The following is an 11,183-nucleotide window of genomic DNA, read 5'->3' as shown; positions in this document are numbered from 1 at the left end:
AGCTATGACCGCTTATTTAGTTATGGACTATATGGTCTGGTGAACCATACGTTCCGTGCGCGATACTGGGATCGAACCAGTGACCTCTTCCGTGTCAGGGAAGCGCGCTACCGCTGCGCCAATCGCGCAAAAAAGATATGCAATATACATTGCGAGGTGGGTACGGGATTCGAACCCGTGTATACGGCTTTGCAGGCCGCTGCCTCGCCTCTCGGCCAACCCACCATATCTGACCGAAGTCAGAAAACTAGTTTTACCTAGTCGGTGTATCTTTTTGCGAGCGGACAACGAGGTTCGAACTCGCGACCTCAACCTTGGCAAGGTTGCGCTCTACCAGCTGAGCTATGTCCGCAAAACTTGTTGTTTTCTGAACGTTTCCGTTCTTTCCAACGAGTAAAAACTCTATACGAGATTTCCCAAGCTTCCAAATCGAAAAGCTGAGATCTGGTTCACACTGCCCAAAACTCCCGGAATTCCGCGGAAAAATTCTGATTCCCGCAGCGACTAGGAGCAAAGTGAGGGTGCCAGGTGCCATGATCTTGGGTATGACGTCACCAAAACTAGCGATTCAAACCGAACACGGACGCATGTACAGCCGCAAAGTGGGTGCCGAAGCAACGGTTCCGTCAATTACGACGATTATCGGCATGGACCACACCGACCTGACCGGCTGGGCCGGCTATATGGCGGCCAAGGCGCTGTCGGAGGATTCGCGCCTGCCGCAGTCCCTGGAACAAGGCTCGATGATGCGTTCGCTGGTTCGGCAGGCCGCCTCGGCCGCGGCCGACTACCGCGATGCGGCGGCTGCGCGTGGAGACAGGGTCCACTTCTACGCTGAAAACTATGCCCTGGCGCAACTGGGGCAGACCCATGTACTGGACGAAGCCAAGCATGCGCTCGAAAGCCATGGCGAGCTGGGCTACGCACAGCACTTTGAATCCTGGTGGCGCGACTATCGGGTAGAGCCGATCCAAGCTGAAGTGACGGTATGGAACCAGAGCGTCGGCTATGCCGGAACCATCGACCTCCTGGCAAAAATCGGTGGACGCACCTGCATCATCGACTACAAGACGAAAACCGCCGACCGCGAGGGGATCGTCAAGCGCCCCGACGACAAGGTCATCATGCAGCTGGCGGCCGCCTGCAAAGCCGAAGAGCAGGTTGTGGATGCCGAGTCGGGAGACTGGAAGCCGTGGACCTACGGAAACGACGTCATGCTTCTTGCAGTTGCGCTGGGTTCCACGGGCAGCCGAACCTTCATGGCTCCGCCGGCGGCCATGCCCGATTACTGGTCGAAGTTCTATGCCCTGCGCCGAAGCTGGGAATCAACGCGCAGTATTGCCCAAGCCCGCAGCACGCTGGCGGAAATCACGCCCCCGCCACAGGCATAGTCGAAAGCCAGCCCGTAGACTAGATAGGCCGGGGCCTGCAGAATGAGGAACCTGGCATTCATCGACGTTAAGAGAAGGCAGTCCAAAAAACCATGGCAATTTTGGGAATTCGGATCATCGGTGATCCCGTTCTACGCACCGAAGCGCAGGAGGTGACCGAGTTCGGCCCAGAAATCCAGAAACTGGTTGAGGACATGGACCAGACGATGGAAAACGTCGACGGCGCCGGCTTGGCCGCACCGCAGGTCGGCGTCTCGCTGCGCGTGTTCACCTACCAGATCGGCGACCAGCGAGGCCATATCATCAACCCTAAGCTGGAATTGAGCGAGGACTACCAGGCTGACCATATTGAAGGATGCCTTTCCATCCCCGGGATCGCCGCCCCGGTCCCGCGCCGCCGGCACGTGACGGCTACCGGCTTCGACAAGTTCGGCAATCCCATCAAACTGGAGGGTGAAGGCCTGCTGGCCCGCTGCTTCCAGCACGAAACCGACCATCTGGATGGCATCCTCTTCATCGACAGGCTGCCCCAAGAAGAGAAGAAGGCCGCCTGGCGCAAGCTTCGGGCAGTCAACTACTCGCGGACGGCCAACCAAACTATTGCACAGCGCTCGGGATCGCTTGGATCCAGCTTCGGCGCAGGACTAGGACATTAAGCGCATGCGAATTCTTTTCGCCGGCACCCCGCAGGTTGCCGTGACCTCCCTGAACTATCTGCACGAGGCAGGGTTCGACATTGCCGCGGTGCTGACCCGGCCCGACGCGCCGCTGGGCCGCAAGCGCGTGCTCACCCCGTCGCCGGTGGCGGCCCGCGCCGAAGAGCTGGGCCTGCCGGTCATCAAGGCGGCGAAGATCACCGCAGAAGTCACCGAAGAAATTGCGGCGCTCGACGTCCAGGCGGCCGCCATCGTCGCCTACGGCGGTCTGGTTCCCGAAGCCGCCCTGAACGTGCCGACCCACGGGTGGATCAACCTGCATTTCTCCCTGCTGCCCAACTGGCGCGGCGCGGCTCCGGTGCAGCAGTCGATCATCCACGGGGACGACATCACCGGCGCGGTGACCTTCCAGCTGGAGACCGGGCTGGACACCGGCCCCGTATTCGGCCAGGTAACCGAGGCCATCGGCGAGATGGATACCGCCGGGGTGATGCTGGAGAAGCTGAGCAATTCAGGTTCCATGCTGCTGGTGCAGACCCTGCAGGCGCTCGACGCCGGCAAGGCGGTCGGAGTGCCGCAGGCAGGATCGCACACCTATGCGCCAAAGATCACCGATGCAGATGCTGAACTGGACTTCACCCGCCCAGCTACCGAAATCCGCCGGCGGGCCCATGGCACCACGCCGTTTCCCGGCGCCTGGGCAGCAGCCGAAGACAAGCGCTACAAGTTCGGCCCGCTGCGCGAACGCCGCGACGTAGCCGACCTGGCTGCCGGGCAGCTGCGCATCGAGCCGGGCAAGCAGCCCACGGTGCTGATCGGCACCGGAACCTGGGCCCTTGAGCCAACGATGATCCAGCCTCCGGGCAAGAAGATGATGAACGCCTCCGACTGGGCCCGCGGCATGCTGGCCCAGGGAACGAAAGTGAGCTTTGCATGAGCGGCCAAGAACAGCGCGGCCCTTCGCGCGGCAACCAGTCACACGGCGGCGGCAGCTTTGACGGACAGCGCCGCAACGACCGCGGGCGCACCCGCAACCGCGGCCAGGGCGGAAGCCCGCGCCGCTACTCGCAGGCGACCCCTGGCCAGCGCAACCGCAGTGCCGATCCGGCGCGGCTGGTAGCATTCAAAACCCTGCGCGAAGTCTCCGCAGCGGATGCCTACGCAAACCTGGTCCTGCCGAAGATGATCCGCGAGTACCAGCTTGACCGCCGCGATGCAGGCTTTGCCACCGAGCTGGCCTACGGTGCGCTGCGCGGCCAAGGGTTCTACGACGCGATCCTTTCAACCCTGGTCGACAGGCCCCTGGGCGAACTTGACCCGGCGATCCTCGACGCCCTGCGCATCGGCGCCCACCAGTTGATGGCCATGCGCGTTCCCAAGCATGCGGCATTGGACCAAACCGTCTCCCTGGCCAGGGCGCAGATCGGCGCCGGGCCGTCGGGCCTGATCAATGCCGTGCTGCGCCGGGTCAGCGAACGGTCTGCAGAAGAATGGACCGCGCAGCTGACCGAAGCGGCCGAGGGCGAATCGGGCAAGCTGGCCATCGAGCACTCCCACCCAGAGTGGATTGTGCGCGCCCTGCGCGGTGCACTGATTGCCCACGGGCGCGACGGAAGCGAACTTGCCTCGCTGCTGGCTGCCGACAATGCCGCTCCGGTGGTCAACCTGGTCGCGCTGCCCGGACTGGGAGACCTGTCCGGCGCGCTCGACGCGGGGGCGGAAGCAGGCGAGCTGCTGGCCGACTCCGCCACCTACAAGCACGGCGACGTGGCCCGGGTGCCCGGGGTGCGCGAAGGCACCGTCCGCGTGCAGGATGCCGGAAGCCAGGTCATGGCCCGCGCGCTGGCGAATACTGCACTGCCCGACGGGGGAGAGGACCGCTACTGGCTGGACCTGTGCGCCGGCCCGGGCGGCAAGGCGGCGCTGCTGGGCGCCATCGCCGTGCAGCGCGACGCACGGCTGACCGCCAATGAGCCGGCCGCCCACCGCGCCCGGCTGGTGGAAAACTCGCTGGATGCCGTCCCGCACGACTACTGGATGGTCACCGAGCAGGACGGCCGCAGCTACGGCGGGGAAGAGTACGCGGGAGACTATGACCGGATTATGGTCGATGCCCCCTGCTCCGGCCTGGGCGCACTGCGCCGCCGCCCTGAATCCCGCTGGCGCAAGGCCCCGCGCGATATTCCAGAGCTGACCAGCATCCAGGGCGAACTGCTCGATGCCGCATTCAGTGCGGTGCGCGTGGGCGGCGTGGTCGGCTTTGTCACCTGCTCGCCGCACCAGGCCGAAACCCGGCTGGTCGTCGAAGACTTCCTCAAGCGCCACCCGGACGCGCGGCTGCTGGACACCGGAGCCGAGGTCTCCAAGGTCATGTACCCCGATGCGCCGGCGGCCGGACATGAACTGGGTGCGGGCAGCACTGCCCAGCTGTGGCCGCATGTGCACGGCACCGATGCCATGTTCATGGCGCTGCTGACCAAGACCGCCTAGCCGCCGCGACGCCGCCGCGTCATCTACTGCCAGCGTCCGCCCGGACGCTGGCAGTATTGGTTCCACAGCACAACTTTCCACCCGTTCCTGAAGGAGCACCCTTGAGCACCGCGCGCATCCACCCCTCGATCCTGTCAGCTGACTTCGCAAACCTCGCCGGCGAGCTGCGGCGAATCCACACCGCCGATGCGGTGCACGTGGACGTCATGGACAACCACTTCGTCCCGAACCTCACCCTGGGCAAGCCGGTGGTCGAGGCGCTGCAGAAGGCCAGCGAGCTTCCCCTGGACGTGCACCTGATGATCGAGGACGTCGACCGCTGGGCCCCGGAATACGCCCAGGTCGGCGTGGACAGCGTGACCTTCCACGTCGAGGCCTCCTCGGCTCCGATCCGGCTGGCCCGCGAACTGCGCGCTGCCGGCGCTAAGTCCTCCATGGCCCTGCGCCCGGCAACGCCCATCGAGCCCTACCTGGACATGCTCGGCGAATTGGACATGCTGCTGCTCATGACGGTGGAGCCCGGCTTCGGAGGCCAGAAGTTCCTCGACTTGGTGCTGCCCAAGATCCGCCGCGCCCGCGCCGCCATCGGAGGATCCGGCAAGCCGATTGCGCTGCAGGTCGACGGCGGCATCTCTCGCGACACGATCCTGCGCGCCGCGGAAGCCGGGGCCGACGTCTTCGTGGCAGGTTCCGCCGTATATGCGGCGCCGGAGCCATCGGTGGAAATCGACGTGTTACGCAATCTTGCTCTGGGCGGACACCACAGCGCCTAAAGTGTGCAACAATAACTGATGTAAACGTAAATACGTGCTCCGGGGTCGGTGAAAGTCCGAACCGGCGGTGATAGTCCGCGACCCGCTGCCAAGGCCACAAGCCAAAGCAGCGGTTGAACTGGTGAAATTCCGGTACCGACAGTTAAAGTCTGGATGGGAGAAGCACGAATTTGATTTACCTTTGGCGTTGCCGACGGCGTTCTTTCATGAGCCGTTGCGGCAGTTGTCTTTAAGGTCCATCAAATGCACACCCCCGGAGCCGCCGCTTCGAGAAGGGTGGAAAGATGGATTTCCTGCGGTGGCTCATAGAAGCTTTCAACTCACAGATTGCGATTGGCTCCTCTGCGCTTTTGGTGCGCGAAGTCGTCGGCAATATCTTCGGCCTAGCCAGCGCCGTGGGCGGCATGCGCCGCAAGGTCTGGGCCTGGCCAGTAGGCATCATCGGCAACCTGTTGCTGCTCACGGTATTCCTCGGCAGCCTCTTCGACACCGACTACGCCGCGAACCTCTGGGGCCAGGCGGGCCGCCAGATCATGTTCATCGCCGTCTCGGTCTTCGGCTGGTACCGCTGGAAGCAGGCCCGCGACGGGGGCGGCAGCGCCGTCACGCCGAAATGGGCGTCGAACAAGGTGCGCCTTGGCCTGGTTTCCTTCCTGATCCTTGGCACCGTCGCATTGACCCCGCTGTTCAGGATCCTGGGCTCCTACGAGCCGGTCTGGGCCGACGCATGGACCTTCGTCGGATCGCTGCTGGCAACCTTCGGCATGGCCAAAGGCTGGGTTGAATTCTGGCTGATCTGGGTAGCGGTCGACGCCGTGGGCGTGCCGCTGCTGTTCTCCGCCGGCTACTACGCCAGCGCCTTCATGTACCTGTTCTACGGCGCCTTCACGCTGATCGGCTTCTTCGTCTGGGCCCGGGCCAAGAAGGAAGACAAGCCGCAGATCGAGACCGAAATGCCCGATCCAACCATCCAGACCCAGCGTTGACCGCCATGCTCACCGAACAGCAATTGTCAGCCGCGCTGGATACGGCCCTGGAAACCGCGCGCCGCGGCCACCGGGGCGCGAACCCGCTGGTGGGAGCCTGTGTGCTGGATGCCTCAGGCAGCCTCATCACCACCGGCTTCCACGCCGGGGCAGGCAACCCTCACGCAGAAATCGAAGCCCTGCGCAGGCTGGGTCGCATCAGCAGGCAGCGCGCCAGCGAACTGACCATGGTCGTCACCCTGGAGCCGTGCAACCACACCGGCCGCACCGGGCCCTGCTCCCACGCTATCGCCCAGGCGGGCATCGGACGGGTGCACTATGCCATGGCGGACCCCACTGCCGCGGCCAGCGGAGGAGCCGACTACCTGCGCCAGGCCGGCGTCGAGGTCAGCCAAGCCCAGGCGGGCACCGCCCTGCAGGAACTGAACCACCGGTGGCTGCGCGCCAAGAAGCAGTCGCGGCCGTTCATCACCGTGAAGACGGCGCAGTCGCTGGACGGCCGGGTCAACGCACCGGACGGCAGCAGCCAATGGATCACCTCCGCCGAATCCCGGGTGCACGCCCACGGGCTGCGCTCCCGGGTGGATGCGATCGTGGTCGGCACCAACACCGTGGTCCATGACAACCCGCGGCTGAACGCGCGCACCAAGGACGGGGCGGCGCTGCCGAAGCAGCCGCACCGGCTGGTCATGGGACTGCGCGAGCTGCCCACCGGGCTGGCTCTGGAATTCGATGAGCATTTCGAACAGGTGCGCACCCGGGATGTGCATGAACTGGTGCGCCGTGCCGCTGAACTCGGCTACGGCCACCTGCTGATCGAAGGCGGCTCCACCATTGCCTCGGCCTTCATCAGCGCAGACCTGGCCGATGAAATCTACTGTTACCAGGCGCCCCTGATCATCGGAGCAGGGGATTCATCGGTGAACATCGCAGGCACGCAGACACTGGGCGACGCACGGCAGTACCGGCTGGATGCCTACAGCACCGAAACGCTGGGCAGGCTCGGACCCGATGTGATGATGCATCTGGAACCTCTGCCGCAGCCTTAAAAGCAGATATAAGAACCCGCATACCACCCTGGGTTCGTTTGGTGCACCCAAAAACAGGGGCGGCACCGCAAAAAACCCATATTTCTTCATCAAGGACCACCATGTTTACTGGAATTGTCAGCGGCATCGGCACGATCACCGCCATTGAACACCGCGAGGAAGACAACCTCGCCATCCTCACCCTCAACGCGCCCGGACACACCGATGGACTGGACCTGGGCGGCTCGCTGGCGGTGAACGGCGTCTGCCTGACCGCCACCGCGCTGGACGGAGACACTCTGAGCGTCGATGTCATGGGGGAGACGCTGGACCGCACCACCACCGGCGCGCTGGCAGCCGGCGACAAGGTCAACCTGGAACGCTGCACCCCTGCCGGAGCGCGGCTGGACGGGCACGTCGTCCAGGGCCACGTGGACACCGTCGGACAGGTGCTGCAACGGGTCGAACACGGGCAGTGGACCACCTTCCGCGTTTCGATTCCCCGCGACTACGCCCCGCTGACGGCGGAAAAGGGATCCATCGCACTGGATGGGATTTCGCTGACCATCACCGCCGTCTCGCCGGCCGACGCGCAGGATGACGGGCACTGGGTGGAAGTCGGCATCATTCCCACCACCCTGTCCGCCACGACCATGGGCGCCCGCCAGGCCGGGGACAAGATCAACATCGAGGTCGACGTGCTGGCAAAGTACGTAGCCCGCCTCAACTCCTTCGGAGGTGCACGATAATGCAGCAGTCAACCCTTGATTCCATCCCTACCGCGCTGGCCGCCCTGGCCGCCGGCAAGGCAGTTGTCGTGGTCGACGACGAAGACCGCGAAAACGAAGGCGACATCATCTTCGCCGCGCAGCACGCCACCGCGGAACTGATGGCCTTCACCATCCGCTACACCTCTGGGGTGATCTGCGTGCCGCTGAGCGCCGAGCGCGCCGATGCGCTGCGCCTGGCCCCGATGGTCGGCATCAACCAGGACGCCAAGGGCACCGCCTTCACCGTCACCTGCGACGCCGCCAGCGGCATCAGCACAGGCATTTCCGCGGCGGACCGTGCACTGACCAGCCGGCTGCTGGCCGACGAAACCACCACCCCGGAGCAGCTCTCGCGCCCGGGGCACATCTTCCCGCTGCGCGCCGCCGCCGGGGGAGTGCTGGAACGCCGCGGGCACACCGAAGCGGCAGTGGACCTGTGCCGCGCCGCCGGGCTGCAGCCGGTGGGGGTCATCGGCGAGATCACCAAGGACAACGGCGAGATGATGCGCCTTGACGACCTGCGCGTCTTCGCCGCAGAACACGAGCTGCCGCTGATCTCCATCGACGACCTGGCCCGCTGGCGCCGGGTCAACGACCTGATTGAGCTCACCGATCCGGTGGCGCTGCCCACCGCCTACGGCCAGTTCACCGCCCAGGCCGCCCAGGTCGAGGGGCACGAACACGTCATCCTCAGCCACCCGGGGCCCGACGGGGCACCGGCGGGAAATTTGGTGCGCATCCACTCCGAATGCCTCACCGGAGATGTGCTCGGATCCTACCGCTGCGACTGCGGGGAGCAGCTGCACGCGGCGATGTCCCGCATCGCCGCCGAGGGAGGCCACCTGGTCTACATCCGCGGGCATGAAGGCCGTGGCATCGGGCTGGTCAACAAGCTGCGCGCCTATGCGTTGCAGGAACACGGCATGGACACCCTGGACGCCAACCTGCACCTGGGCTTCCCGGCCGACGCCCGCGAGTATTTTGCCGTGGCTGCCATCCTCAAAAAGCTGGGGCTGGAAGAAATCCGGCTGCTGAGCAACAACCCCGACAAGCGCCGCAAGCTGATTGACGCAGGCATCGCCGTCACGCAGTTGGTTCCCAGCCAGGTAGCCCCGCGGGCCGAGAACGAAAACTACCTGCGCACCAAGCAGACCCGCTTCGGCCACCAGCTGGACCTGCCCGCCCACCCGGGCGCCGACGAGCACTTCGACGCCTGAACATACGATCAAGAACCACGACAAGCATTTTCAAGGAGCACACCATGAGCAAGCACGGAGCACCAACCAACGTCGCCGACGAACTGCGCACCCTCGCCGCCGGAGGCACGCTGTCCCAGCTGAAAGTCGCCATCGTCGCTGCCAGCTGGCACGAGGTCATCATGAACGGGCTGATCGACGGCGCCCAGCGCGCCGCCAAGGACGCCGGCCTTGAGGCCAGCACCACGCTGGTCCGGGTGCCGGGAACCTTCGAGCTGCCGGTGGCCGCTGCGACGCTGGCGGGGGACTACGACGCGGTCATCGCCCTGGGCGTGGTCATCCGCGGCGGCACCCCGCACTTCGACTACGTCTGCCTGGCGGCCACCAACGGGCTGACCAGCGTGGCGGTGGACTCCAAAACCCCAATCGGCTTCGGCGTACTTACCTGCGACACCGAAGAACAGGGCCTTGACCGGGCAGGACTTGAGAACTCCAGCGAGGACAAGGGCTACGAGGCCTACAGTGCCGCGGTCATGACCGTCGCGGCCCTGGCCCGATGAGCCGCGCTGTCATAAAGCTGAACTCAAGTTCATACAGCGACATGGATGCGGTTAGGGTAGTAGCGTGAAAACTTTTGACGAGCTCTTCAGCGAACTATCGCTCAAGGCAGAAACCCGCCCGGAAGGCTCCAAGACCGTCACTGAACTCGACTCCGGTGTCCACGGCATCGGCAAGAAGATCGTCGAGGAGGCCGCCGAGGTGTGGATGGCCGCTGAATATGAAACGGATGAAGCCGCTGCCGAGGAAATCTCCCAGCTGCTCTACCACGTGCAGGTCCTCATGATCGCCAAGGGTTTGTCCTTGGCTGACGTCTACAAGCATCTATAGCCGTCGCGCCGACGCGGGTCCGCTCCTCAGATGAGCGGACCCGCGCCAACGCACGGCGGCAGAGACAACAGCCAACGAACACACACTCCTTGGCGCTTGTTTATGGCATCACGCCGCAGCGCCACCCTGACCGAAAGAGTTAGAAAATGCTTCGCGTAGCCCTGCCCAATAAGGGTGCCCTGTCCGATATCGCTTCCACCATGTTCAAGGAAGCCGGCTACCTCCAGCGCCGCGATTCCCGCGAGCTGGTCCTGGTGGACGAGGACAACCAAGTTGAATTCTTCTACCTGCGCCCCCGCGACATCGCCGTCTACGTCGGCCGCGGCATCCTGGACGTAGGCATCACCGGCCGCGACCTGTACCTGGATGCCGATGTGGACGACGACGTCGAGGAGCAGCTCTCGCTGGGCATCGGCAAGTCGGCCTTCCGCTTCGCCGCCCCCGTCGGCGCGTTCACCGACGCCAGCCAGCTGAATGGCAAGCGCATCGCCACCAGCTACGACGTGCTGCTGCGCCACTATCTTGAAAAGTCCGGCATCGACGCCTCCGTCGTCCGCCTCGACGGTGCTGTCGAATCATCGGTGCGCCTGGGCGTGGCAGATGCCATCGCCGACGTCGTGGAAACCGGCAACACCATCAAGGCCGCCGGCATGGAAATCTTCGGCGACGTGCTGCTGGCTTCCGAAGCCGTGCTGATCGGCCGCGTCGGCCACAAGCCTGCAGGCCTTGAGGTGCTCACCCGCCGCCTGAACGGCGTGCTCGTCGCGCGCCAGTACGTGATGCTGGACTACGACGTGCGCCGCGAGTTGGCGGACCAGGCCTGTGCGCTGACCCCGGGACTCGAATCGCCAACCGTCTCCGATCTTGCCAATTCCGACTGGTGCGCGGTGCGCGCCATGGTCAAGAAGTCGCAGACCAACAACATCATGGACGAGCTCTACGACCTCGGCGCCCGCGCCATCCTGGTCAGCCAGATCCACGCCTGCCGCATCTAAGGGAAAGAGC

The 11,183-nt window shown here is 64.6% G+C and carries 12 protein-coding genes, 3 tRNA genes and 1 riboswitch; of the genes, 12 read left to right on the top strand and 3 right to left on the bottom strand.

Annotated features, from left to right (window positions below; translation table 11 throughout):
• Nucleotides 1-56: 56 nt before the first annotated feature.
• The 3 genes from AUR04nite_RS10260 to AUR04nite_RS10250 all read right to left on the bottom strand — a co-directional run bounded on the left by AUR04nite_RS10260 (nt 57) and on the right by AUR04nite_RS10250 (nt 352).
• Nucleotides 57-128: transfer RNA gene (locus AUR04nite_RS10260), tRNA-Val, on the bottom strand.
• 26 nt (nt 129-154) lie between these two features.
• Nucleotides 155-225, bottom strand: a tRNA-Cys gene (locus tag AUR04nite_RS10255).
• A gap of 54 nt (nt 226-279) precedes the next feature.
• Nucleotides 280-352, bottom strand: a tRNA-Gly gene (locus tag AUR04nite_RS10250).
• A gap of 193 nt (nt 353-545) precedes the next feature.
• Here AUR04nite_RS10250 and AUR04nite_RS10245 point away from each other — a divergent pair.
• From AUR04nite_RS10245 to hisG, 12 genes are all read left to right on the top strand, one after another.
• Nucleotides 546-1,391, top strand: coding sequence for a PD-(D/E)XK nuclease family protein (locus tag AUR04nite_RS10245; protein WP_246055477.1), 846 nt, complete (start codon nt 546-548; stop codon nt 1,389-1,391).
• Nucleotides 1,392-1,483: 92 nt separating this feature from the next.
• The gene (gene def / locus AUR04nite_RS10240; RefSeq protein ID WP_141364624.1) at nt 1,484-2,047 is read left to right on the top strand and encodes a peptide deformylase; all 564 of its coding nucleotides are present in this window, start codon (nt 1,484-1,486) and stop codon (nt 2,045-2,047) included.
• Between the two features lie 4 nt (nt 2,048-2,051).
• Nucleotides 2,052-2,984 carry a methionyl-tRNA formyltransferase gene (gene fmt, locus AUR04nite_RS10235; protein ID WP_141364622.1) on the top strand — a complete coding sequence of 311 codons (933 nt, stop codon included), beginning with the start codon at nt 2,052-2,054 and terminating at the stop codon, nt 2,982-2,984.
• Complete coding sequence (locus AUR04nite_RS10230) at nt 2,981-4,537, top strand: RsmB/NOP family class I SAM-dependent RNA methyltransferase (protein ID WP_141364619.1); 1,557 nt, start codon at nt 2,981-2,983, stop codon at nt 4,535-4,537. The genes fmt and AUR04nite_RS10230 overlap by 4 nt, the downstream gene beginning before the upstream one ends.
• 101 nt (nt 4,538-4,638) lie before the next feature.
• Nucleotides 4,639-5,310, top strand: coding sequence for a ribulose-phosphate 3-epimerase (gene rpe / locus AUR04nite_RS10225; protein ID WP_141364617.1), 672 nt, complete (start codon nt 4,639-4,641; stop codon nt 5,308-5,310).
• Nucleotides 5,311-5,341: 31 nt separating this feature from the next.
• Nucleotides 5,342-5,479: riboswitch (FMN riboswitch) on the top strand.
• A 115-nt stretch (nt 5,480-5,594) separates the two neighbouring features.
• Nucleotides 5,595-6,296 (top strand): nicotinamide riboside transporter PnuC, encoded by a 702-nt coding sequence (gene pnuC / locus AUR04nite_RS10220; protein WP_141364615.1) that lies wholly within the window; start codon nt 5,595-5,597, stop codon nt 6,294-6,296.
• 5 nt (nt 6,297-6,301) lie between these two features.
• Nucleotides 6,302-7,345, top strand: coding sequence for a bifunctional diaminohydroxyphosphoribosylaminopyrimidine deaminase/5-amino-6-(5-phosphoribosylamino)uracil reductase RibD (gene ribD, locus AUR04nite_RS10215; RefSeq protein ID WP_141364613.1), 1,044 nt, complete (start codon nt 6,302-6,304; stop codon nt 7,343-7,345).
• 101 nt (nt 7,346-7,446) lie between these two features.
• Nucleotides 7,447-8,073, top strand: coding sequence for a riboflavin synthase (locus AUR04nite_RS10210; protein WP_141364611.1), 627 nt, complete (start codon nt 7,447-7,449; stop codon nt 8,071-8,073).
• Nucleotides 8,073-9,311 (top strand): 3,4-dihydroxy-2-butanone-4-phosphate synthase, encoded by a 1,239-nt coding sequence (gene ribB, locus AUR04nite_RS10205; protein ID WP_141364609.1) that lies wholly within the window; start codon nt 8,073-8,075, stop codon nt 9,309-9,311. Before AUR04nite_RS10210 ends, ribB begins: the two co-directional genes overlap by 1 nt.
• Before the next feature lie 44 nt (nt 9,312-9,355).
• Nucleotides 9,356-9,850, top strand: a complete 495-nt coding sequence (gene ribH / locus AUR04nite_RS10200; protein WP_141364607.1) for a 6,7-dimethyl-8-ribityllumazine synthase — start codon at nt 9,356-9,358, stop codon at nt 9,848-9,850.
• 64 nt (nt 9,851-9,914) lie between these two features.
• A complete protein-coding gene (locus AUR04nite_RS10195) occupies nt 9,915-10,178 on the top strand; it encodes a phosphoribosyl-ATP diphosphatase (protein WP_141364605.1) in 264 nt (87 codons plus the stop codon).
• A 146-nt stretch (nt 10,179-10,324) separates the two neighbouring features.
• Nucleotides 10,325-11,173 (top strand): ATP phosphoribosyltransferase, encoded by an 849-nt coding sequence (gene hisG, locus AUR04nite_RS10190; RefSeq protein ID WP_141364603.1) that lies wholly within the window; start codon nt 10,325-10,327, stop codon nt 11,171-11,173.
• Nucleotides 11,174-11,183 lie beyond the last annotated feature (10 nt).

The organism is Glutamicibacter uratoxydans (assembly GCF_006539925.1).
GTDB lineage: Bacteria > Actinomycetota > Actinomycetes > Actinomycetales > Micrococcaceae > Glutamicibacter > Glutamicibacter uratoxydans.
Note: the sequence above shows the minus strand (reverse complement) of the source record. Positions and strands in the feature narration are given on the sequence as shown.

Bases quoted from the DNA above. Each gene is read 5' to 3' on its own strand.
- AUR04nite_RS10245 (WP_246055477.1), top strand. From the start codon at position 546: ATGACGTCACCAAAACTAGCGATTCAAACCGAACACGGACGCATGTAC.
- def (WP_141364624.1), top strand. From the start codon at position 1,484: ATGGCAATTTTGGGAATTCGGATCATCGGTGATCCCGTTCTACGCACC.
- fmt (WP_141364622.1), top strand. From the start codon at position 2,052: ATGCGAATTCTTTTCGCCGGCACCCCGCAGGTTGCCGTGACCTCCCTG.
- AUR04nite_RS10230 (WP_141364619.1), top strand. From the start codon at position 2,981: ATGAGCGGCCAAGAACAGCGCGGCCCTTCGCGCGGCAACCAGTCACAC.
- pnuC (WP_141364615.1), top strand. From the start codon at position 5,595: ATGGATTTCCTGCGGTGGCTCATAGAAGCTTTCAACTCACAGATTGCG.
- ribD (WP_141364613.1), top strand. From the start codon at position 6,302: ATGCTCACCGAACAGCAATTGTCAGCCGCGCTGGATACGGCCCTGGAA.
- AUR04nite_RS10210 (WP_141364611.1), top strand. From the start codon at position 7,447: ATGTTTACTGGAATTGTCAGCGGCATCGGCACGATCACCGCCATTGAA.
- ribB (WP_141364609.1), top strand. From the start codon at position 8,073: ATGCAGCAGTCAACCCTTGATTCCATCCCTACCGCGCTGGCCGCCCTG.
- ribH (WP_141364607.1), top strand. From the start codon at position 9,356: ATGAGCAAGCACGGAGCACCAACCAACGTCGCCGACGAACTGCGCACC.
- hisG (WP_141364603.1), top strand. From the start codon at position 10,325: ATGCTTCGCGTAGCCCTGCCCAATAAGGGTGCCCTGTCCGATATCGCT.